14 protein-coding genes, 5 tRNA genes and 1 riboswitch are annotated in these 22,051 nt (G+C 72.0%); of the genes, 10 read left to right on the top strand and 9 right to left on the bottom strand.

Annotated elements, in window-relative coordinates; genetic code table 11:
• Positions 1-279 precede the first annotated feature (279 nt).
• A complete protein-coding gene (gene trmB / locus OG776_RS22505; RefSeq protein WP_443077374.1) occupies positions 280-1,101 on the top strand; it encodes a tRNA (guanosine(46)-N7)-methyltransferase TrmB in 822 nt (273 codons plus the stop codon).
• A gap of 64 nt (positions 1,102-1,165) precedes the next feature.
• Positions 1,166-2,548: a PrsW family intramembrane metalloprotease gene (locus tag OG776_RS22500; RefSeq protein WP_148009141.1), complete on the top strand. Its 1,383-nt coding sequence runs from the start codon at positions 1,166-1,168 to the stop codon at positions 2,546-2,548.
• Positions 2,549-2,588: 40 nt separating this feature from the next.
• Here the strand turns inward: OG776_RS22500 and OG776_RS22495 are convergent, their stop codons facing one another.
• The 5 genes from OG776_RS22495 to OG776_RS22475 all read right to left on the bottom strand — a co-directional run bounded on the left by OG776_RS22495 (position 2,589) and on the right by OG776_RS22475 (position 7,887).
• Positions 2,589-3,533 carry an aldo/keto reductase gene (locus OG776_RS22495; RefSeq protein ID WP_148009142.1) on the bottom strand — a complete coding sequence of 315 codons (945 nt, stop codon included), beginning with the start codon at positions 3,531-3,533 and terminating at the stop codon, positions 2,589-2,591.
• Between the two features lie 67 nt (positions 3,534-3,600).
• Positions 3,601-4,638 carry a M23 family metallopeptidase gene (locus tag OG776_RS22490; protein WP_148009143.1) on the bottom strand — a complete coding sequence of 346 codons (1,038 nt, stop codon included), beginning with the start codon at positions 4,636-4,638 and terminating at the stop codon, positions 3,601-3,603.
• 11 nt (positions 4,639-4,649) lie between these two features.
• Positions 4,650-4,807, bottom strand: a riboswitch (cyclic di-AMP (ydaO/yuaA leader).
• Between the two features lie 215 nt (positions 4,808-5,022).
• On the bottom strand, positions 5,023-6,189 hold the full coding sequence (locus OG776_RS22485; RefSeq protein ID WP_148009144.1) for a PP2C family protein-serine/threonine phosphatase: 1,167 nt from the start codon (positions 6,187-6,189) through the stop codon (positions 5,023-5,025).
• Between the two features lie 320 nt (positions 6,190-6,509).
• Positions 6,510-6,583 (bottom strand) — tRNA-Met (locus OG776_RS22480).
• A 164-nt stretch (positions 6,584-6,747) separates the two neighbouring features.
• Positions 6,748-7,887, bottom strand: coding sequence for a dihydrofolate reductase family protein (locus OG776_RS22475; RefSeq protein ID WP_148009145.1), 1,140 nt, complete (start codon positions 7,885-7,887; stop codon positions 6,748-6,750).
• A gap of 111 nt (positions 7,888-7,998) precedes the next feature.
• On the opposite strand from OG776_RS22475, the gene OG776_RS22470 reads away from it, so the two are divergent.
• Together OG776_RS22470 and OG776_RS22465 are read left to right on the top strand one after the other, a co-directional pair.
• Entirely contained in the window at positions 7,999-8,502 is a 504-nt protein-coding gene (locus OG776_RS22470) for a MarR family winged helix-turn-helix transcriptional regulator (protein WP_148009146.1), read from the top strand.
• Positions 8,503-8,679: 177 nt separating this feature from the next.
• Positions 8,680-9,306, top strand: coding sequence for a GTP cyclohydrolase II (locus OG776_RS22465; protein WP_148009147.1), 627 nt, complete (start codon positions 8,680-8,682; stop codon positions 9,304-9,306).
• Between the two features lie 63 nt (positions 9,307-9,369).
• Here OG776_RS22465 and OG776_RS22460 read toward each other — a convergent pair.
• The 4 genes from OG776_RS22460 to OG776_RS22445 form a co-directional block, all read right to left on the bottom strand.
• Positions 9,370-9,442 (bottom strand) — tRNA-Lys (locus tag OG776_RS22460).
• Between the two features lie 131 nt (positions 9,443-9,573).
• Entirely contained in the window at positions 9,574-11,109 is a 1,536-nt protein-coding gene (locus OG776_RS22455) for an amino acid permease (protein ID WP_148009148.1), read from the bottom strand.
• Between the two features lie 514 nt (positions 11,110-11,623).
• Positions 11,624-13,867, bottom strand: coding sequence for a DEAD/DEAH box helicase (locus OG776_RS22450; RefSeq protein WP_148009149.1), 2,244 nt, complete (start codon positions 13,865-13,867; stop codon positions 11,624-11,626).
• 1,045 nt (positions 13,868-14,912) lie between these two features.
• Positions 14,913-15,263: a metallopeptidase family protein gene (locus OG776_RS22445; protein WP_187285606.1), complete on the bottom strand. Its 351-nt coding sequence runs from the start codon at positions 15,261-15,263 to the stop codon at positions 14,913-14,915.
• Positions 15,264-15,423: 160 nt separating this feature from the next.
• Between OG776_RS22445 and OG776_RS22440 the strand changes: the two genes are divergently transcribed.
• From OG776_RS22440 to hrpA, 6 genes are all read left to right on the top strand, one after another.
• Complete coding sequence (locus OG776_RS22440) at positions 15,424-17,040, top strand: metallophosphoesterase (protein WP_329322428.1); 1,617 nt, start codon at positions 15,424-15,426, stop codon at positions 17,038-17,040.
• 81 nt (positions 17,041-17,121) lie between these two features.
• Positions 17,122-17,194: transfer RNA gene (locus OG776_RS22435), tRNA-Glu, on the top strand.
• A gap of 46 nt (positions 17,195-17,240) precedes the next feature.
• Positions 17,241-17,315: transfer RNA gene (locus OG776_RS22430), tRNA-Asp, on the top strand.
• A 24-nt stretch (positions 17,316-17,339) separates the two neighbouring features.
• Positions 17,340-17,413: transfer RNA gene (locus tag OG776_RS22425), tRNA-Phe, on the top strand.
• 147 nt (positions 17,414-17,560) lie between these two features.
• A complete protein-coding gene (locus OG776_RS22420; RefSeq protein WP_329322426.1) occupies positions 17,561-17,935 on the top strand; it encodes a hypothetical protein in 375 nt (124 codons plus the stop codon).
• Positions 17,936-18,001: 66 nt separating this feature from the next.
• On the top strand, positions 18,002-21,970 hold the full coding sequence (gene hrpA, locus OG776_RS22415) for an ATP-dependent RNA helicase HrpA (RefSeq protein WP_148009150.1): 3,969 nt from the start codon (positions 18,002-18,004) through the stop codon (positions 21,968-21,970).
• The last annotated feature ends 81 nt before the right edge of the window (positions 21,971-22,051 follow it).

The raw sequence follows: 22,051 nt of genomic DNA, 5'->3' as shown, positions 1-22,051 counted from the left end.
CGCCGCCCGACCCGACCCCCGGGGCTCCGCCCCGGACCCCGCCAGGGGCGCTGCGCCCCCTGAACCCCCGCTTCGGCCTGAACGGCCTCGTCCTCAAGCGCCGGACGGGCTGGAGATGCCCGGGCGTCGGCCTTTGAGCGCAGGCGGACACACTCAGCCCGTCCGGCGTTTGAGGACGCCCTTCGGGCGATGCGGGGGCCTGGGGGCGGCAGCCCCCACCCGGCAGCGGACGGCACCCACGAGTCCTGGTCGTAAAATCGTCGCATTGTGTCTGAGTTCCTGAGCAGCTCCCCCGAAGAACCCCAGCCCACCCGCGACACCCCGCGGGAGCGCCCCCGTGCCAAGGGGGAGCCCCGGTTCCCCGACGGGCCGAAGGCCGATCCCGCCGGGTCGCACTTCGAGCGGCGGATCCGGAGCTTCCAGCCGCGCCGGAGCCGGGTGACGACCGGGCAGGCGGACGCGCTGCAGCGGCTGTGGCCCAAGTGGGGGCTCGACATCGACGGGCAGCGGGTCATCGACCTGGCCGAGCTGTTCGGCGCCGGCCTTCCCGTCGTCCTGGAGATCGGGTTCGGCATGGGGGAGGCCACGGCACGGATGGCCACGGAGGACCCGGGGACGGGCATCCTGGCCGTCGACGTGCACACCCCGGGCCAGGGCAACCTGCTCAACCTGGCGGACCAGAACGGACTGTCCAACATCCGGGTCGGCAACGGCGACGCGATCATCCTGCTCCGCGAGATGCTCCCGCCGGACTCGCTGAGCGGGCTGCGCGTGTACTTCCCCGACCCGTGGCCCAAGAAGCGCCACCACAAGCGCCGGCTGATCCAGCCGGAGTTCCTGGACCTCGCCGCGACCCGCCTCGCGCCGGGCGCCCTGGTGCACTGCGCGACCGACTGGGAGCCGTACGCCGAACAGATGCTGGAGGTGCTGACCGCGCACCCCGCGTTCGAGAACACCGCGCCGGACGGCGGTTTCGCGCCCCGTCCGGCCTTCCGCCCGCTGACCCGTTTCGAGGGCCAGGGGCTGGAGAAGGGTCATGTGGTGAACGACCTGCTCTTCCGGCGCGTACAGCACCGGCAGCAGCACACTCCGCGCGACTGACACCCCCGCGGACCGCCTCCGGCACCGTCGTGGGCGCCGCCCCTGCCTCGTTAGGGTCAATGCCGTGGCCAGCTTTCCCGCGTACCCCGCGCACCCCGGCCCGCCGGGCCGCGAGCAGGCCGCCGGTGCGCCCCGGCACCCGCACTGGTGGCAGCGGCCCTGGGTGCGCTACGGCGCGCCGACCACGCTGCTCGCGCTCTCCGGTCTCGTCATCCTGGCCCTGGTGCGCCGGCAGACCGGCACGGAGGGCTTCCTGGTGGGTCTTGGCCTCGCCGTGCTGCCCGTCCCGCTCCTGCTCACCGCGTTCCGCTGGCTGGACCGGGTCGAGCCGGGCCCCTGGCGGAACCTGATCTTCGCGTTCGCCTGGGGGGCGTGCGCGGCGGCCCTGATCGCGATCGTCGCCAACAGCTTCGCGACCCGGTGGATAGCGACCGCCACCGCCGACCCGTCGAGCGCGGACACGCTCGGTGCGACGGTCATCGCGCCGATCGTCGAGGAGTCCGCGAAGGCCACCGCCGTGCTGCTGGTCTTCCTCTTCCGCAGACGGGACTTCACCGGGATCGTCGACGGCGTGGTCGTCGCCGGGGTCACCGCGACCGGCTTCGCCTTCACCGAGAACATCCTCTACCTCGGCAACGCCTTCGGCACGGACCAGCTCAGCGGCGAGCGCGGACTGTCCTCCGTCACCGCCGCGACCTTCTTCGTCCGGGTCGTGATGGCGCCCTTCGCGCACCCCCTGTTCACCGTGTTCACCGGCATCGGCTTCGGCGTCGCGGCACTGTCCGCCGAGCGCCGGCGGCTGCGCCGTGTCCTGCTGCCCCTGGCCGGACTGCTGCTCGCGATGGGCATGCACGCGATGTGGAACGGCTCGTCGAGCTTCGGGGAGTACGGGTTCTTCGCGGTGTACGGCACGTTCATGGTGCCGGCGTTCGGCCTGCTCACCTTCCTCGTCATCTGGACGCGCCAGCGCGAACTGCGGACCGTCCGCGCCGAACTCCCCGCGTACGCGGCCGCCGGGTGGCTGACGCCGCCCGAGCCGTTCGTGCTCGGTTCGATGCGGGCGCGCCGGATCGCCCGTCAGTACGCGGCCCACCACTTCGGCAGGGCGGCGGCGCGGTCGGTCGCGCGGTACGAGGCGTGCGCGACCTCGCTGGCGTTCCTGCGGCATCGGGGGCGCCGCGGCCGCGCCGGCGCGGACTTCGTCGTACGGGAGCGGGAGCTGCTCCAGGAGTTGTGGCGGCGCCGTGAGGTCGCCCGTCCCTCCCTCGCGTACGCGGCTCGGGCGACCGCACCGGCGGTGCCGCCGCCGTGGCCTCCGTACGGCCATGGCCAGGGCGGCTACGGCTACGGGTACGTGCCGGCGCAGCCGTCCGCCCGGGACGGCCGGTCGTACCCGGGCCCGGACCCGGCGGCGCCCCGCCCCGCGTACGACCCCTACCGGCCCTGAGTGGTGCGGGGGCCGGACGGCCGTCCGGCCCCCGCGCCGCTCAGGCCGACGCCTCCGTCAGCCGTGCCAGTTCGTCGTCCTTCAGCGTCAGGTCCGCGACGGCGAGCAGCGCCGGAAGCTGTTCCACCGTCCGTGCGGAGGCGATCGGGGCCGCGACCGTGGGCCGGGCGGCGAGCCAGGCGAGGGCGACGGTGGCGACCGGCACGTCATGGGCCCGGGCGACCTCGTCGAGGGCGTCGAGGACCCGCGGGCCCCGCTCCGTCTCCAGGTGCTTGCCCGCGCCCTCGGCCCGTGCCGAGTCGACGGACGTGCCGGGACGGTACTTGCCGGTGAGGAAGCCCGCGGCGAGGGCGAAGTACGGGACGGCGGCCAGTCCGGTCCGGGAGGCGACCTCCTGGAGCGGGCCCTCGTAGGTGTCGCGCGAGACGAGGTTGTAGTGGGGCTGGAGCGCGGTGTAGCGCGCGAGGCCCTCGCGGTCGGAGAACTCCAGGGACTCCGCGAGCCGCTCGGCGGAGAGGTTGGAGGCGCCGATCGCCCGGACCTTGCCCGCCCGGACCAGTTCGTCGAGGGTGCCGATGATCTCCTCGACCGGGACCGACGTGTCGTCGAAGTGGGTGTAGTAGAGGTCGATGTAGTCCGTGCCGAGCCGGCGCAGTGACGCGTCGGCCGCCGCCCTGATGGTGTCCGGGGCGAGCCCCTTGTACTGGGGATGGGCGCCGACCTTGGTGGCGAGCACGACATCGGAGCGGTTGCCCCGCGCCGCGAACCACTTGCCGATGATCGTCTCGGACTCGCCGCCCTGGTTGCCGGGGGCCCAGGCCGAGTAGCTGTCGGCGGTGTCGACGAAGTTGCCACCCCCGGCCGTGTAGGCGTCGAGGACGGCGAAGGACTGTGTCTCGTCGGCGGTCCAGCCGAAGACGTTGCCGCCGAGGGCGAGCGGGAAGACCTCGATGTCGGAGGATCCGAGCGTGCGGAGAGGAGTCATACCCCATTTCAACAGCCGTACCGGACGGCCGCATTCCGCACCCGCCGTGTTCTCGGCGGGCACGGGGTCAGGGGTTGATGCCCTTGCTGTGCAGCCAGGCCATCGGGTCGATCGCGTCGCCGCCGCCGGGGTGGACCTCCAGGTGGAGGTGCGGCCCGGTCACGTTGCCGGTGGCGCCGACCCGTCCGATGACATCACCCGTGGCCACCTTCTGGCCGACGCTGACGCTGATGGAGGACTGGTGGCAGAACCACAGCTCCGTACCGTCGTCGAGGGTGAGGATCGTCCGGTAGCCGTACGCGCCGGCCCAGCCCGCCTCGGTGACGGTGCCGCTGTGGACCGCCTTGATCAGCGTGCCCGTGGGCGCGGCGAAGTCGAGACCGGTGTGGTAGCCGGAGGACCACATGGAACCGGCGTCGCCGAAGCGGGAGGTCAGGGTGTACGAGGAGGTCGGCAGCGAGAAGCTCTTGGCGAGCTTCGCGAGGCGGGCGGCCTCGGCCTTCTGCTTGGCCTCCGCGTCCGCCTTCTTCTTCGCGGCGGCTTCCTTGGCCTTGGCCTCGTCCTGCTGCTCGGCGGCCAGCGCGACCGCCTTCTTCGCGGCGGCGTCCTCGGCGGCGGCCTGGGCCGCGCTGTCGACCTGGTCCTGCTGGGACTCGGCCTGCTCGATGATGCGGGCACGCAGCGCCTCGCCGGCGTCCGCGTTGCCCTGCGCGGCGTCGGCGCTGGTCAGTCCGGCGCCGGTGAGCGGGGTGGAGGAGCCCTTCGGCGTGCTGGAACCGCCGTCGGATATCAGGGCCTTGGCCGACTCGGTGACCGAGGAGAGGTCGGGCAGCGAGATCGACACGGGCGGCTTGCCGGGCGCGGCGGTGGCGATGCCACCCGCGCCGACGGCGGCCAGCACACCGACGCCGAGAACGGTGGAGCTGCGGGCGAGTCCGCCCCCGCGCTGCTTGGAGACGCGGTGCCGGCCGCGGACGGGACGGACGGAATCCGCGGTGGGATTCCACTCCTCCCAGGGCCCCTCGTCGTCGCCGCGGGCGTAGCCGAACGTCTGGGTTTCGTTCGGCGCGAACGAGGTGGGCCGGGCAGGCGGGTTGGACGCCACGTGGGCGCGCTCCTTTCCTTCCTTCTCGCCTACCGGGTTAGCTGACGGGTTCGGAGCAGGAAGGTCTCCTACGCGCGTCAATCCACGGTGTCTCCACCGTGAAAGACGCTCGATTCACCCCAAGTTGGTGGTTCCCCGGTTCCCTCGCGGGATTCGGCGCGTGCGCACGGAGCCATCTCTTGTGACGGCTGAAACGACCGCGCTGCGTTATCGAACGTTAATAGACTCGGGTACCGGATTCCAAGCCGTTCGTTCGGATCATTGCGCACTCTTGGCCAGGACTTACGGGGCATGACCGGGGGAAAGCGGGCGAGTTGGCCCCAGCGGGTTTTCGCCATCCGTTCTGACGGTGTGTCAGTCGTTACGCGGAGGGACACCGTCCGGCTACTCCTCGTCACCGTGTTCGAGGAGCCCCGGCGTCTCCCGGGGGCGCCGGACCGCGAGCAGCGCCATGTCGTCGGCCAGGGCGCCCCCGGTGTACCGGCGGACACTCGTCGCGAGCGCGGTCAGCAGAGCCTCCGGATCACGGAACGTCCGCCCCGCGAGCCGTTCGGCAGGCTCGTAGAAGCGGCCGTGGCGGTCGCGGGCCTCGGACAGACCGTCGGTGTGGAAAAGGAGCGTGGACCCGGCCGGGAAGTCCACCGTCCCGGCGCGGTCGGGCCGGGCGTCCAGGTCGCCCATCCCGAGCGGCAGCGCGGGGTTCTCGACGGCGAGGACGGCCAACGTGCCGTCCTCGTGCAGGAGCAGCGGCGGCGGATGCCCCCGGTGGACGATCCGTACCGATTCGCCGTCGTGCGGGATCTCCGCGAGCACGGCCGTGGTGAAGCCCTCGAAGGCGTCCAGGCCGCCGCGCCGGGCGCCCTCGCGCGCCAGCGCGCGTTCCAGCCGCCGTGCGACCGCCTCCACCGTCGCCTCCTGTTCGGCCGCCTCACGGAACGCCCCGATGAGCACCGCGACGGCGGCCACCGCGCCCATGCCCTTGCCGCGGACGTCGCCCACCACCAGCCGTACGCCGTGCGGCGTGTCCTGCACCGCGTACAGGTCGCCGCCGATGGACGCGCCCTCCTGGGCCGCCTCGTAGCGCGCCGCCACCTCCAGGCCGCCGATCCGTGCCTCGGGTTCGGGCAGCACGGCGCGCTGCGCGGCCTCGGCGATCTGGCGGGCCGAGGCGAGCCGTTCGTCCGAGCGGCGGACGAGGACGTTGATGAGGAGCGCGATGACGACGACGGTCGCCACCGTGACGACCTCGGTGACCGAGCCGATCCCCATCCGCAGACCGAGCCTGAGGCGGAGCGCGAGCAGCGCGGCCAGCGTCAGGAGCCCCGTGAGGAAGGTGCCACGCAGCGAGAACAGCGGCGCGGCGACGAGCGGGGCGGCCGTGAAGAGCGGGGCGGCGGTGAAGTCGGGCGGCGTCGCGAGGTCGTAGGCCACCGCGCTGACGACGAGCAGTACCGGCAGTGCCCGTACCAGGGTCCAGGTGTGGGAGATCCGGCCCGGGTCCGTGCCGGCCCGCACCCGCGACGGCTCGCCGTCCGGTCCCGGACCGGGCACGGGGCCGCCGGGTGGCCGCCGGTCCGGCCGGCCGTCGGGCCTTTCGGCCCGCCACGCACCTCCTCGCTGCCCCACCCGTACAGGTTTCACGGAGCGGGGGGAGGGGGCCAGCGGTGTGGACCGACCGAGCGACGGCACCGGCGCCGGCACTCGTACGGGTGAGAGTGACCGTTCCCTCTCGCCGGGGGGCGGGCAACGCCGGGGCCGGAAACACCGAAGGGAGACATGAACGACCGAAAGCACCAGGGCCGGAAACACCAAGAGTCGGAAACACCAAAGGCCGGAACTCGTGAATCCGAGTTCCGGCCCTTGGCCTTCAGTAGCGGGGACAGGATTTGAACCTGCGACCTCTGGGTTATGAGCCCAGCGAGCTACCGAGCTGCTCCACCCCGCGTCGTTGACACCAGTGTACGCCATGTTCGACCCCCCGAGCACACCCGTTTACGCACGTCCCACGACCAGGCCTTTTCCCCGAGCCACGACCGTCGCCCGGTGCGCCGGAAGGCCCTCCGGGAGACGGGCCCCTCGCTCCCGGCCCCCGGGGTCAGCGCCCGGCGCTCAGCCGTCCCCGAGGAGGTGCCGGTTCGGTGCCGTGGCCCGCTCCTCGAACTCCGGGAGCACCACGACGTCCGCCCCCGCGGCCGCCAGCAGCCCGTTCCCGTCCGCGTCCGTCACGAAGGTGTCCGGTTCCCGCCAGGCGGTCACCACCCTGCGCACCCCCGCGTCGAGGATGAGCCGGGCGCAGGGCGCGGGCCGCGAGGCCCGGCGGGCGCACGGTTCCAGACTGCTGTAGACCGTGGCGGAGGCCAGCCGCGGATCCCCCGCGGGGATCTTGGCGAGGGCCGCCTCCTCGGCGTGCGCGACGGGGTCGTCCCCCTCCCGCGAGTGTCCGCGGGCCAGCTCGGTGCCGTCCGCGGCCACCACCACCGCGCCCACGCTGAACGCGGTCCGCGACGGCGGGCACAGCGCGGCCAGCTCGCACGCCACCCCCAGCCAGTGCCGGTCCGCGGCGGCGGCAAGGCCGCCGGTGCCGGGCGCGGTGGGGACGTAGCGGATGAGGACGACGTCGCCCACCGCCCGGGTCTCCACCAGCCGCATCCGGCCGGGCGGGTATCCCCCGGGGCCGAAGAGCCGCGGCGCGTCCGCCTGGCCCACGAAGAGCGGTGCGACGGCGAGCTGCAGCTCGTCGGCCAGCCCCTGGGTCATCAGCTGGGTGTGCACCCGTCCGCCGCCCTCGACCATGAGGCGGCGCACCCCCCGTACGTCATGGAGGTGTTCGAGCACGGCGCGCCAGTCGACTTCGGCCCCCGTCGCCACCACGTCGACGTCCGGACCGCGCAGCCCGGCGGCCCGTTCGGCCCCCTTGTCGGTGGTGTAGAGGATCTTCTCGCCGCCGGTGTGCCAGAAGCGCGCGCCGGGGTCGAGGTCGCCCGACCCGCTGACGGTGACCTTCAACGGGTAGGCGGGGCGGCCCCCGGCGACCCGGGCCGCGCGCCGCTCGGCGGAGTTGACGAGGAGCCGCGGGTTGTCCGAGCGGATGGTGCCCGCGCCGACCAGGATCGCGTCGCAGGACGCCCGCACCTCGTCGACCCGGTCGAAGTCGGCCGGACCCGAGAGCAGCAGCCGCTCGGGGCCGGTGTCGTCCAGGAAGCCGTCGAGGGAGACGGCGGCGGACAACAGGACATGGGGATGGGGCATGGGACGCTGCCTCCGGGTCTGCGCGCGCCGGGCGATCGGTGCGGGCTGGGGAACTGGGGACTGCTGGACGAACAAGTGGTTCAACTTTTGAACAATACCTAGACTGGTGGCATGACGACCCGCTGGCTCACCCCCGCCGAGCAACGCGCCTGGCGCTCGTACATCGCCGCCACCTCGCTGCTGGAGGACGCGATCGACCGGCAGCTCCAGGCCGAGACCGGCATGCCCCACCTCTACTACTCCATCCTGGCCATGTTGTCCGAGGCTCCGGAGCGCCGGCTGCGGATGACCGAGCTCGCCGAGGTCCTGAAGATCACCCGCAGCCGGCTGACGTACGGCGTGACCCGGCTGGCCAACGACGGCCTGGTGCGGCGCGAGGGCTGCCCCACGGACCGGCGCGGCCAGGTCGCGGTCCTCACCGACGAGGGTATGACGGTCCTGGAGCGGGCGGCGCCCGGGCATGTCGAGCAGGTGCGCACGGCGCTCTTCGACCGGCTGACCCCTGAGCAGGTGGGGCAGTTGGAGGAGATCTGCGCGAGCGTCACGCGCGGCCTCCAGGGGGAGACACCCGGGGCCCAGGGGGAAGATCTGCCCTGGCGCCGGCGTTCCTCCTGAGGGCGCACGGACGAGGCGGGCGGGCGGGGCGGACGAGCCGCGGTCGGCTCATCCCTCCCCGAAGTGTTGCTTGAACTTTAAAGCATCAGGTACGGTCGGCTTCCGAGGATGTGCTTCAAATATGAAGCACAGTTCCCGGAAACCACTGCCACCGACCCGCTGGACCGGAGAGACAACATGCGCGACTTCCCCACCGCCACGGTGCGCACCCGCGTCGCCGTGCCCCTGCGTTTCGGCGACGGCTACTCGGTCGACGCGGAGCTGGTCACCTTCCACGGTCTGGCCGACGGCCGGGAACACCTCGCCGTCGTACTCGGCGAAGTGGGCCAGGACCCGCTGGTGCGGCTGCACTCCGAATGCCTGACCGGTGACGTCTTCGGCTCGGCCCGCTGCGACTGCGGCCCCCAGCTGCGCGAGGCGGTGGAACGGATCGCGGAACGGGGCGGTGTGCTCCTGTACCTGCGTCAGGAGGGCCGCGGCATCGGCCTCTACAACAAGCTCGACGCATACGCCCTCCAGGACCAGGGCCTCGACACCTACGCCGCCAACGCCGCCCTGGGCCTCCCCGAGGACGACCGCGACTACACGGCGGCCGCCCAGATGCTGCGGGCCCTCGGCGTCGGTTCCCTGGACCTGCTCTCCAACAACCCCGACAAGGCCGAGCAGCTCCGCGACCTCGGCATCGAGGTCTCCCACCGCGTGCCGACGGGCGTCTTCACCACGGCCCACAACGTGCGCTACCTCCGCGCGAAGGTCCTGCAGACCCAGCACACGCTCCCGCTGCCGGAGCTCACGGCGGGCTGAGCCCGCCACCCCCAACACACCGGAGCCCCGGGCCGGATACGTATCCGGCCCGGGGCTCGTCGGTAGACCCTGTGGGACTCGAACCCACAACCAATGGATTAAAAGTCCACTGCTCTGCCAATTGAGCTAAGGGTCCACACACCGGCCCGCATCCCTCACGCGCCGACGCATCCCCGAGCATAGCCGGACGAGGCCCGGACTCCGATCGGGTATCGGCCTCCCGGCCGCGCCGAGGTGCGCACGGCCGGGGACCGGGCACGCGCGGGGCTACGGATCGACCGGCTCCGGCGCGCCCTTGCGCGCCGCCTCACGGGCGCGGGTACGGGCGTGGTCGGGGTTGAGGAACCAGTGGCGCGCCGAGGCCGTCCACCAGGCCGCGGCGGACCCCAGGACCACGAGGACGGCGACCGGGGCGTAGTTGAACGTCTCCCAGGTGACCGGGGAGACCTGCGGCAGCATGAACAGCACGGTGATGACGGCCACCCAGGCGACCGAGACCACGCCGATCGCCCGCGACCACCGGCCCAGATGCCACGGCCCCCGTTCGAACGCCTCCCCCTTGCGCAGCCGCAGCAGCGTCGGGATGACGTAGGCGATGTACAGCCCGATCACGGCGATCGACGTCACGGCCGCGTACGCGGTCACGTTGATGAGGTAGGGCAGCCCCAGCACCAGCGCCCCCAGCGCCGCCAGCCACACCGCCGCGACCGGGGTGCGCGTGCGCGGGCTCACGGTGTGCCAGACCCGGGAGAACGGCAGTGCCCCGTCACGCGAAAAGGCGTAGATCATGCGGCTGTTGGCGGTCACGGACGCCATTCCGCAGAACAGCTGCGCGCCGATCACGACCAGCAGCAGGAGCTTGCCCGCGGTGGCCCCCAGCGCGTCCAGCAGGATCTGGGCCGGCGGCGCGCCGGTCGCCGAGCCCAGCTCCTTGTCGTACGACTGGATGGCGAAGGTGAAGCCGAGCAGGAGGACGAAACCGGCCACCCACGACGTCCAGATGGACTGCACGATGCCCTTGGGACCGGCCGTCGACGCGTCGTGCGTCTCCTCCGTCATGTGGGCGGAGGCGTCGTATCCGGTGAACGTGTACTGCGCCATCAGCAGCCCGACGAGGACGACGTACACACCGCTGCCCCAGCCGGTGTTGTTCACGAAGTGCGTGAAGACGAAGGACGCGGACTGGTGGTGGTCCGGCACGAAGGCGAGGGCGCCCACGATCACCCCGACGCCCAGGACGTGCCACCACACACTGATGTCGTTCAGCAGGGCGACGATCCGCACCCCGAAGGTGTTGAGCAGCCCGTGCAGGACCAGGATGCCCGCGAAGAGCAGGATCGTCCGGCCCGGGGTGACCTCGAAATCGAACTGCAGGTTCAGGTAGGCGCCCAGGAAGGACGCGGCGCCGAAGTCGATGCCCGCGGTCACGGCGACCTGCCCGAGGACGTTGAACCACCCCGTGAACCACGCCCAGGCCGCCGCGGAACGCTCGGGGGCCAGGCGGTGCGCCCAGAAGTACAGCCCGGCGGAGGTCGGATAGGCCGAACAGATCTCGGCCATGGCCAGACCGACGAACAGCGTCATCAGTCCGACGGCGACCCAGCCCCAGGTGATCACGGCGGGACCGCCGGTGTTCATCCCGAACAGATACAGCGTCAGACAGCCCGAGAGCACCGAGATGATCGTGAAGGAGACCGCGTAGTTGGAGAACGCCGACATGCGGCGGGCGAGAACCTGCGTGTAGCCGAGCTGGGCAAGCCGCTCTTCGTCCGACGGCCCACTCGCCTTGACGTCGTTTGTCATGCCCCCAGCGATTCCCTCGCCGGGAGCCCGACATGCGTCGCACTACGGCCGAAACTCGACCGTGACCGGGCCGGAACAAGCCCCCACGCCCCCGCCCCCGGCCCGTCGGACCTCCGTGGCCCCGTCCCGCCGGTTGCGCGACCCGGGTCCGTGCGGGCGCACCGGTGCGGGCGCGCACCCCGCCGACCCGGCCCCGCGTGTGCCCGCCCCGGCCGTCGGCGGTCGCGGCCCGTCCGGTCCGAAAGGGGCCGGCGGTCTTCGCGGCGTAGGAGTACGCGGCACCTGCCGCCGGTCGGCCGTCGACGTACGGCCGGATCGCGTCCACCTCGTCGTCGTACAGTCGTCGTACACCAGTGCCACCCGCTGGACCCATCCCGGGTACGACGGCGCGCTCTCCGCGGCGACCGCGAAGTCCCCGTGGGACGCCGAAGGGCCCGTACGACGGGGATGTCGTACGGGCCCTTCTCAGTCCTGGTGGTGCGCCGGCGTCAGTTCACCGGATCGGTCCGGCGGATCAGCCGTTGCGCTTCCAGCGCGGCTTCTCGTCGCGGCGGAAGCCGCCGCCGGTGCCCGGGCCGGTGCCGGTGCCGCGGTGGTCGTCCCGGCGGGCGTAGGGACGGTCGTGGCCGCCGGTACGGAAGCCGCCGCCCGAGGGACGGTCGCCCTGACGGTCGCGGTTGAAGGGACGGTCGCTTCCCCGGTGGCCGCCACGGTCGTCACGGCGCTCGAACGAACGGCCGCCGGTGCCACGGTCGTTGTCGCGGCGGAAGCCACCACGGTCACCGTCCCGGCGGTCGTCCCGGCGGAAACCGCCACGGTCGCCGTCCCGGCGCTCGGGGGAACGGCCGCCGCGGTCGTCGCGGTTGAAGCCGCCCCCGCGGTTGTCGTCACGGCGGAAGCCACCACGGTCGTTGTCACGACGCTCGAAAGAACGGCCGCCACGGTCGTCGCGGTTGAAGCCGCCCCCGCGGTTGTCGTCACGGCGCTCGAAGGAGCGGCCGCCACGGTCGTCCCGGCGGTCGTTGTCGCGGCGGAAGCCACCACGGTCACCGTCCCGGCGGTCGTCCCGGCGGAAACCACCGCGGTCGTCGCGGTTGAAGCCGCCCCCGCGGTTGTCGTCACGGCGGAAACCACCACGGTCGTTGTCACGACGCTCGTAGTTGCCCCGCTCGTCACGGCGCTGACGCGGCTGCTCGTAGGACGGACGCTCCGCGGTCTGCTCGGACTCGACGGCCGGCGCCTCGGCGGGAGCCTCGGCCGCCGCCTGCTCGACCACGGCCTCGGCGGCCGCGGCGACCGCGGTCTCCGGGTCCTCGCCCCGCTCGCGCGCGGCACGGGCGACCAGACGGTCGGCCTCACCGCGCAGCTCGGCGGCACGACGCTGCGCGCGCTCCAGCTCCTTGGTGAGCTGCGTGACCTCGCGCTCGGCCTGCTGGGCGGCGTCGCCCGCCGACTGCGCCTGGACCTCGGTCATCGACCGGGCGCCGGTGATCTCGGCGACCTCGGGCTCGAAGGCCGTACCGGAGTTGATGATGTGACGCGCGGCGTCGACGCCCGCGTCCTCCATCAGCCGGAAGATCTGGCGGCGCTGGTGCGGCAGCGACAGCGACACGACGGTGCCGGAGCGGCCGGCGCGCGCGGTGCGGCCGGAGCGGTGCAGGTAGTCCTTGTGGTCACCGGCCGGGTCCACGTTCAGGACCAGGTCGATGCCGTCGACGTGGATGCCGCGGGCGGCGACGTCGGTCGCGACGAGCGCGTTGACGTAACCGTCCTTGAAGTCGGCCAGCGTCCGCGTACGGGCGCCCTGCGTCATGCCGCCGTGCAGCGCGTCGGCCTTCACACCGGCGTCGCGGAGCTGCTCGGCGATGCGGTCGGCGCCCAGCTGGGTGCGGACGAAGATGATCGTGCGGCCCTTGCGGGAGGCGATCGCCGCGGTGACCGGCGCCTTGTCCTTGGGCTTCACGATGAGGATGTGGTGCGACATGGTCGTGACGTTGCCCTGGGCGCTGTCGACCTCGTGCGTGACCGGGTTGCTCAGGTAGCGCTTGACCAGCGTGGAGATCTCGTTCTCCATCGTGGCGGAGAACAGCATCCGCTGGCCGCCGGCCGGGATCTGGTCGAGCAGCTCGGTGACCTCGGGCAGGAAGCCCAGGTCCGACATCTGGTCGGCCTCGTCGAGGACGGCGATCTGGGTGTTCTCCAGGGAGCAGGCGCCGCGGTTGATGATGTCGCGCAGACGGCCCGGGGTGGCGACGAGGACGTCGACGCCGCGCTCCAGGGCGTAGATCTGGTTGCCCATCGACGTACCGCCGCAGACGACCTTCATCTTCAGGCCGAGGACGTCGCCGTAGGGCTGCAGCGCGTCGGCGACCTGCATGGCCAGCTCACGGGTCGGCGTCAGGATGACGGCGCGCGGCTTCTTCTTCTCGGTGTGGCCGCCGGCGAGCTGCGCCAGGGTCGGCAGACCGAAGGAGAGGGTCTTGCCGGAGCCGGTGCGGCCGCGGCCGAGGATGTCCTTGCCGGCCAGGGCGTCCGGGATGGTCGCGGCCTGGATCGGGAACGGGCTGGTCACACCGTTCTGGGCGAGCTTGCGGACGACGCCCTCGGGGAGACCGAGGTCGGCGAAGGTGATCTCGGGGGCGGAGGCCTCGACGGCTTCCGTGGTCTCGACGGTGGTCTCGACGCCCTCGATGGTGTCGACGTTGACGCCCTCGTTGTTCTCGGGCACGACGACGTGATCAGTACTGGAAACAGACATGCGAAATGCGAACCTTCCGGAGTTCTTCGGCACGCGCCCAAACTCCGTGAAGTCGCAATCGACCGCCTCTATGCGGTCCGGCCACGGCAAGGGAGAGTACGCGCCACGCGGCGCTCTCTGCGTTGGCGCCGGGCAAATGGGATCAAACGATCTACTACCATACGCACCCCTCACCCCTGAAGGCAAACCGGCCCCGAAGAGCCAGGTCAGGCGCGTACGGGAAGAGGAACACGGCCGTCTCCGAACCTATTCCCCGGCCCCCTCACCTCTCTCGTCCCTCGCGTCCCCGCGTCCCCCGCCGACCTCATCCCTTCCGGTCCGCACCGTCCGCGTCACCACCGGCCGTGCGGTCCGCGTCACCAACGGCCGTGCGATCCGTGTCACCACCGGCCGTGCCGGACCGGCAGCCCGGCCCGCGGCGCCGGCATCCGGTTCAGCATCTGGGTGCCCTGTTCGTGCGCGGACGACGAGGGCTCCGCCGTACTCGGCTCGGGGGACGGCGACGAGGGCGGGGGCGGAGGCGGAGGCGGGGGTGTGGGATCGGACGTCGCGCGGGTGGGACTCGGCTCACCGCCGGACGGGCCGGGCCGGGCCGGCCGGCCCTTCCCGTCCCCGTTCCCGCTCGCCCCGCCGGACGGCTTCGCCGTGCCCGACGCCGACGCGGACGCGGACGCCTTCCCCGACGGCGACGCGCCGGGCCGGTCCGGGCCGCCCCCCTTCGCCCCCGTCCCCCCGTGGAACCCGGCGCCCCCGCCGCCCCCGGACCCTCCGTCCGGTGCCCCGTGGCCGCGGTGCCCGGCCGAGTGCGCGGGCTCGGGGCGGCCCGCGTCGTCACCCACACTCATGCAGCCGGCGGCGGCCGCGGCGACGATGACCGTGGCGGCCAGACGGACGGGTACGTACAGGGCGCGCACGGGCAGCCACCTCCGGTTGGGGTCTCCCCCGCTCGATCGCTCCCGAGAGCCCGGGGAAGTTCGGGGAGTCCCCCTGTCCAACTCCCGCCGCCCGCAGGAGGACACGCGAAGGCGCCCGCCCGCCGGACGGCTCACCCGTAGCCCAGCGCGTGCAGCCTCTCGTCGTCGATCCCGAAGTGGTGGGCGATCTCGTGCACCACGGTCACCTCGGTCTCCGCGATCACGTCCTCCCGGGTCGCGCACATCCGCAGCGTGGGACCCCGGTAGACCGTGATCCGGTCCGGCAACACCCCCGCGTACCACTCCCCGCGATCGGTCAGCGGGGTCCCCTCGTAGAGCCCGAGCAGCTCCGGGTCGGACGGGTCCGGCTCGTCCTCGACGAACACCGCCACGTTGTCCATCAGCCGTGTCAGCTCCGGGGGAATCCGGTCCAACGACTCGGCGACCAGTTCCTCGAACTCCTCGCGCGTCATCTCCAGCACAAGGCCATTGTCCGGCACGAGCGCCCCGCGGGAGAGCCGACGACGGCCCCGCACGGCACACCGGGGAGGCGCCGGGGGCACCGAACCCGCCGGGCACGGGCGCGTCCGCCCGCCCGTGCCGCACCGCATACCCGCCCGCCCCCTTGGGCATACGGGACCAATGGCCCGCGTCCCCGCTGCCGTAACCGTCCCCACGACCGCCCTGGCCCGCCGCTGCCGCGCCCTCGGCAGCCGCGTCCGCCGCACCCCGCGTGTCCGCCCCCTGGCCCAGGAACTCGTGCAGCAGCCGTCCCCGTACGCCCGAGCGCTCGGCCTGACGGCCGTCGTCCTGCTCGGCGCCTGGCTGGGCCTGCTCATCGTGGGCAACGTGCGCGTCCCGGTCGGCCCGATGAACACCACGATGACCCTGCGCCCGTCGGTGACCGGCGGCACGAAGATAAACGTCTCGCCGCTGGGCGCCCTCGAACTCGACAGCCATGTCGCCCCCGTCCGGCTCGACGTCAACGTCGACCAGCTGGACCCGGTCCGCGCACAGGTCCTGGTCGACCACCCGGAACGCCTCTCCGGCCTTCAGGAGGAGGTCGCGCGGGACGTCGAACACGGCACCCTCGACCTCGCCGTCCGGTCCTGCGTCGCGGTCGTCTCCGGGGCCACCGCGCTCGGCCTCGCGGTCTACCGCCGGCCCCGCCGCGCCCTGGCAGCCGGCGGACTGGCCCTCACCCTGCTCGCCGCCTCGGGGGCGACGGCCTTCGCCACCTGGAACCCGGACTCCGTGCTGGAGCCGAAGTACTCGGGCCTGCTCTCCTCCGCCCCCTCGCTGGTCGGCAACGCCCGCAGCATCGTCAGCGAGTTCGACGTCTACCAGAAGGAACTCGCCCGCCTGGTGACGAACGTGACGAAGCTGTACGACGTCACCTCCACGCTCCCGGCCTACGAACCGGACCCCAGCACCATCCGGGTCCTGCACGTCTCCGACGTCCACCTCAACCCGGCCGCCTGGAAGATCATCGCCTCGCTGGTGAAGCAGTACGACATCAACGTGATAGTCGACTCGGGCGACACCATGGACCACGGCACCGCGGCCGAGAACGGCTTCCTGGACCCGATAGCGGACCTGGGCGCCCCCTACGTCTGGGTCAGGGGCAACCACGACAGCCGCGTCACCCAGCGCTACCTGGAACACCTGAAGAACGCGCACGTCCTGGACGACGGCCGCGCGCTCACGGTCGCCGGCCTGCGCTTCGCGGGCATCGGGGACCCGCAGTTCACCCCCGACCGCTCGGTCGCGCCCGGCGGCGGCGCCGCGGAGGAACTGGCCGGCGCCCGCCTCGCCTCCGCCCTGCGCGACCAGCGCGCCGCGGGCACCCCCGTCGACGTCGCGATCGCCCACGAACCCTCCGCGGCCCGGCTGACGGACGGCGAGGTGCCCCTGGTCCTGGCCGGCCACCTGCACCACGAACAGACGGAGGTCATGAAGTACGGCACCCGCCTGCGCGTCGAGGGCTCGACGGGCGGCAGCGGACTGCGCGCGATCGAGGGCACCTACCCGGACCCCATCGAGGCCTCGGTCCTCTACCTGGACCGGGACACCCGCCGCCTCCAGGCCTGGGACGAGATCCGGCTGGGCGGCCTCGGGCTCACCACGGCCGAGGTCAGCCGCCACCTCCCGAAGGAGAACCACCCGGGCGCCCTCCCGTCCCCGTCACCCACGGTTCCCGGCGCCTCCGCCTCAACCACCCCGCCCACCTCTCCCGGCCCCTCGCGGACGGCCCCGTAAACCGTTTTGGCGATACCTCCCGCCATCCCATATGCTTCTCACGTCCCCGACGCGCTGAGGAAGCGCCCAGGCGGGCCGATAGCCCTCATCGTCTAGCGGCCTAGGACGCCGCCCTTTCAAGGCGGTAGCACGGGTTCGAATCCCGTTGGGGGCACGCAACACCGTGTGCGACACTGTTCACGCGTCGCACGCAACAGCTTGGTCCTGTGGAGCAGTTTGGAGTGCTCGCCACCCTGTCAAGGTGGAGGCCGCGGGTTCAAATCCCGTCAGGACCGCTGAGGTTTCCCCGGAAACCTCGTGGCTGGGTAGCTCAGTTGGTACGAGCGATCGCCTGAAAAGCGATAGGTCGCCGGTTCGACCCCGGCCCCAGCCACAAGAATGAAGGCCCCCTCCGGCTCGACCGGAGGGGGCTTTCGTCGCTCCTGGGCCTCCGGACGGGCCCGCTTGGCACCAGCACCCGGCCGCCGCTATGTTCTGGCCGGTCGGCCGATCAAGCAGGTTTCTTCGGGGCGGGGAAGACATGAGCCGGGACGAGTCCAGAGCTGTCCGGGACACCGAGCTGGAGAAGGAACGGGCCCGTTACGGGCTGCTCGCCGTGGTCGTCAGCATCCTCGCGATCTCGGGCGTGACGGTCTTCGGCGTCTGGCGGCTCGACGGCGACAAGGCCGTGATCGTCGGCGTGCTCACCGCCGCCTTCACCGCCGTGAGCAGCATGACCACCGCCTATCTGGGCATCAAGGCCGTCTCCAACACCGCCCGGTCCATGGCCATCGAGAACCGCCCCCGCCGGGAGCCAGCGCCCGAGTCCGCCGCCGCGCCCGGGCGCACACCCGCCGCCTCCCCCGGGCACACCGCCGCCGCCTCCCCCGAGCCCCCGGCACAGCGCACCCCCTGAGCCGCCCCACGCCCGGCCCAAAACCGTTCGCCAGGAATTTCGCCGAGGTGAGATCCTGGACCGCGTATGTCTACGCACCCTGCCCCCGCCCTCGGCGATCTCGCCCCCCGCCTGGCCGAGCTGTCCCTGCGCGACGCGCACCGGCTCGGCCGCAGGCTCGAGGGCGCGCGCCGGATCCGCAAGCCCGAGGCCCGCTCCGCCGTGTTCGCCGAGATCGACGCGGAGGTCACCAGGGCCGAGACCCGCATGGCCGAGCGCCGCTCCCGCGTGCCCGCCGTCACGTACCCCGAGCAGCTCCCGGTCAGCCAGAAGAAGACGGACATCGCCGACGCCATACGCGACCACCAGGTCGTGATCGTCGCCGGTGAGACCGGCTCCGGCAAGACCACGCAGATCCCCAAGATCTGCCTCGAACTCGGCCGCGGCGTCCGCGGCATGATCGGCCACACCCAGCCCCGCCGCATCGCCGCCCGCACGGTGGCCGAGCGGGTCGCCGAGGAGCTGGACACCCCGCTCGGCCAGGCCGTCGGCTGGAAGGTGCGCTTCACCGACCAGGTCGACCCGGACGGCACCTTCGTCAAGCTCATGACGGACGGCATCCTGCTCGCCGAGATCCAGACCGACCGCGAGCTGCGCGCCTACGACACGATCATCATCGACGAGGCCCACGAGCGGTCCCTCAACATCGACTTCCTGCTGGGCTACCTCGCCCAGCTGCTTCCCAAGCGGCCGGACCTCAAGGTCGTCATCACCTCCGCGACCATCGACCCCGAGCGCTTCTCCCGGCACTTCGGCGACGCCCCCATCGTCGAGGTCAGCGGCCGCACCTACCCCGTGGAGGTCCGCTACCGCCCCCTGCTGGAGGAGGAGGGCGACGACGCGGACCGCGACCAGATCACCGCGATCACCGACGCCGTGGAGGAGCTGCAGGCCGAGGGCAAGGGCGACATCCTCGTCTTCCTCTCCGGCGAGCGCGAGATCCGCGACACGGCGGACGCGCTCACCAAGAAGAACTACCGCTTCACCGAGGTCCTCCCCCTCTACGCCCGTCTCTCCCACGCCGAGCAGCACCGGGTCTTCCAGCCGCACACCGGCCGCCGGATCGTGCTGGCGACGAACGTCGCGGAGACCTCGCTCACCGTCCCGGGCATCAAGTACGTCATCGACCCGGGCACCGCCCGCATCTCCCGCTACAGCCACCGCACCAAGGTCCAGCGCCTGCCGATCGAACCCGTCTCGCAGGCCAGCGCCAACCAGCGCAAGGGCCGCTGCGGACGTACTTCCGACGGCATCTGCATCCGCCTGTACTCCGAGGACGACTTCGCCGCCCGGCCGGAGTTCACGGACGCCGAGATCCTCCGCACGAACCTGGCGAGCGTCATCCTCCAGATGACCGCGGCCGGCCTCGGCGACATCGAGAAGTTCCCCTTCATCGACCCGCCGGACCACCGCAACATCCGTGACGGCGTCCAGCTGCTCCAGGAACTGGGCGCGCTGGACCCGGAACAGAAGGACGCGCGCAAGCGCCTCACCGACACCGGCCGCAAACTTGCCCAGCTCCCCGTCGACCCCCGCCTGGCCCGGATGGTGCTGGAGGCCGACAAGAACGGCTGCGCGCGCGAGGTCATGGTGATCGCCGCGGCGCTGTCCATCCAGGACCCGCGCGAGCGCCCCTCCGACAAGCAGACGCAGGCCGACCAGCAGCACGCCCGCTTCCGCGACGAGACCAGCGACTTCCTCGCCTTCCTGAACCTGTGGCGGTACGTCCGCGAGCAGCAGCGGGAGCGCGGTTCCTCCGCCTTCCGCCGCATGTGCAAGCAGGAGTTCCTGAACTTCCTCCGCATCCGCGAGTGGCAGGACATCTACACCCAGCTGCGCACGGTGGCCAAGCAGATGGGCATCCATCTGAACGAGGAGGACGCGGCCGGCCAGGCCGTCCATGTCTCGCTCCTGGCGGGCCTGCTCTCGCACGTCGGTATGAAGGACGTGAAGGAGACCGGCGGCGAGAGCGGCCGTGGCGGCGGCAAGAACGAGTACCTGGGTGCCCGCGGCGCCAAGTTCGCGGTCTTCCCCGGTTCGGCGCTCTTCAAGAAGCCCCCGCGTTTCGTGATGTCGGCCGAGCTGGTGGAGACGTCCCGGCTGTGGGCGCGGGTCAACGCGCGGATCGAGCCCGAGTGGGTCGAGCCCCTGGCCGGTCACCTCCTCAAGCGGACGTACAGCGAACCGCACTGGGAGAAGGACCAGGCGGCCGTGATGGCCTACGAGAAGGTCACGCTGTACGGCGTGCCGATCGTCGCCCAGCGGAAGGTCAACTACGGGCGGATCGACCCGGAGACCTCGCGCGAGCTCTTCATCCGCAACGCCCTCGTCGAGGGCGACTGGCGCACGCACCACAAGTTCTTCGCGGACAACCGCAGACTGCTGACCGAGGTGGAGGAGCTGGAGCACCGCGCCCGGCGCCGGGACATCCTGGTCGACGACGAGACACTCTTCGACTTCTACGACCAGCGGGTGCCGGAACACGTCGTGTCCGGGGCGCACTTCGACTCCTGGTGGAAGCACAAGCGCCGGGACGAGCCCGAGCTCCTCGACTTCGAACGTTCGATGCTCATCAACGAGAAGGCGGGGGCCGTCACCAAGGACGACTACCCCGACTCGTGGCGGCAGGGGCGTCTCAAGTTCCGTGTGACCTACCAGTTCGAGCCGGGCGCGGACGCCGACGGCGTGACCGTCCACATCCCGCTCCAGGTCCTGAACCAGGTGACGGACGAGGGCTTCGACTGGCAGATCCCCGGCCTGCGGGAGGACGTCGTGACGGAGCTGATCCGTTCCCTCCCCAAGCCGATCCGCCGCAACTACGTGCCCGCCCCGAACGTCGCGCGGGCCTTCCTCGACCGTGCGGTCCCCCTCCAGGAGCCGCTGACGACGACGATGGCCCGCGAGCTGAAGCGCATGGTCGGTGTCACGCTCACCGCCGACGACTTCGACTGGTCCCGGGTCCCCGACCACCTCAAGATCACCTTCCGGATCGTCGACGAGCGGCGCCGCAACCTCGCCGAGGACAAGGACCTCCAGGCGCTGCAGCTCCAGCTGAAGCCGAAGGCCCGCAAGGCGATCTCGCAGGCCGCCGCGGCGACGGCGGAGCGCGAGGGCGGCGAGTCCCTGGAGCGCACGGGTCTCACGGACTGGACGATCGGCTCGCTGGCGCGCGTCTTCGAGACCCGCCGGGCGGGCCAGCCGGTCAAGGCTTACCCGGCCCTGGTGGACGACGGCGACACGGTCTCCGTGCGTCTCTTCGACACCGAGGCCGAGCAGGCCGAGGCCATGTGGAAGGGCACCCGGCGGCTGATCCTGCGGAACATCCCGGTGAACCCGGGCAAGTTCGCCTCGGACAAGCTGACGAACGCCCAGAAGCTCGCCCTGTCCGCCAATCCGCACGGCACCGTGCAGGCCCTCTTCGACGACTGCGCGACGGCCGCGGCGGACAAGCTGATCGGTGACTTCGGAGGCCCGGCGTGGGACGAGGAGTCGTACCGCAAGCTGTACGACAGGGTGCGCGCCGAGATCGTCGACACGACGGTCCGTACGGTCGGCCAGGTGCAGCAGGTGCTGGCCGCCTGGCAGGCCTGTGAGCGCCGCCTGAAGGGCGTCAGGAGCACCGTGCTGCTGGCCAACCTCGCGGACGTACGAGGGCAGCTGGACGCCCTCGTGAAGCCCGGCTTCGTCACGGCGACCGGTCTGCGGCGGCTGGCGGACCTCATGCGCTATCTGGTGGCCGCGGACCGCCGGCTGCAGCAGATGCCGACCAACGTCCAGCGGGACACCACCCGGATGGAGAAGGTCCACGAGATGCGGGACGAGTACGCCTGGCTCCTGGAGCAGTTGCCGCAGGGCCGTCCGGTCCCGCGACAGGTCCTGGACATCCGCTGGATGATCGAGGAGCTCAGGGTCAGCTATTTCGCCCACGCGCTCGGCACGGCGTACCCCGTCTCCGACAAGCGCATCGTGAAGGCGATCGACGCCGCGGCACCGTGACGGACCCCGCACGGTGGGTGAGTTCGACCCCGGGCTCACCCTCCTGTACAGTCTCTTCTCGCAGCACAGCGCAAGAAAGTG

This window comes from Streptomyces sp. NBC_01689, assembly GCF_036250675.1.
In the GTDB taxonomy this organism is placed as follows: domain Bacteria; phylum Actinomycetota; class Actinomycetes; order Streptomycetales; family Streptomycetaceae; genus Streptomyces.
Note: the sequence above shows the minus strand (reverse complement) of the source record. Positions and strands in the feature narration are given on the sequence as shown.

What these genes read in the sequence shown, in the direction of transcription:
- OG776_RS22495 (WP_148009142.1), bottom strand. Translation starts at nt 3,533, where the DNA reads ATGACTCCTCTCCGCACGCTCGGATCCTCCGACATCGAGGTCTTCCCG.
- OG776_RS22475 (WP_148009145.1), bottom strand. Translation starts at nt 7,887, where the DNA reads ATGCCCCATCCCCATGTCCTGTTGTCCGCCGCCGTCTCCCTCGACGGC.
- OG776_RS22470 (WP_148009146.1), top strand. Translation starts at nt 7,999, where the DNA reads ATGACGACCCGCTGGCTCACCCCCGCCGAGCAACGCGCCTGGCGCTCG.
- OG776_RS22465 (WP_148009147.1), top strand. Translation starts at nt 8,680, where the DNA reads ATGCGCGACTTCCCCACCGCCACGGTGCGCACCCGCGTCGCCGTGCCC.
- OG776_RS22455 (WP_148009148.1), bottom strand. Translation starts at nt 11,109, where the DNA reads ATGACAAACGACGTCAAGGCGAGTGGGCCGTCGGACGAAGAGCGGCTT.
- OG776_RS22450 (WP_148009149.1), bottom strand. Translation starts at nt 13,867, where the DNA reads ATGTCTGTTTCCAGTACTGATCACGTCGTCGTGCCCGAGAACAACGAG.
- OG776_RS22440 (WP_329322428.1), top strand. Translation starts at nt 15,424, where the DNA reads ATGGCCCGCGTCCCCGCTGCCGTAACCGTCCCCACGACCGCCCTGGCC.
- OG776_RS22420 (WP_329322426.1), top strand. Translation starts at nt 17,561, where the DNA reads ATGAGCCGGGACGAGTCCAGAGCTGTCCGGGACACCGAGCTGGAGAAG.
- hrpA (WP_148009150.1), top strand. Translation starts at nt 18,002, where the DNA reads ATGTCTACGCACCCTGCCCCCGCCCTCGGCGATCTCGCCCCCCGCCTG.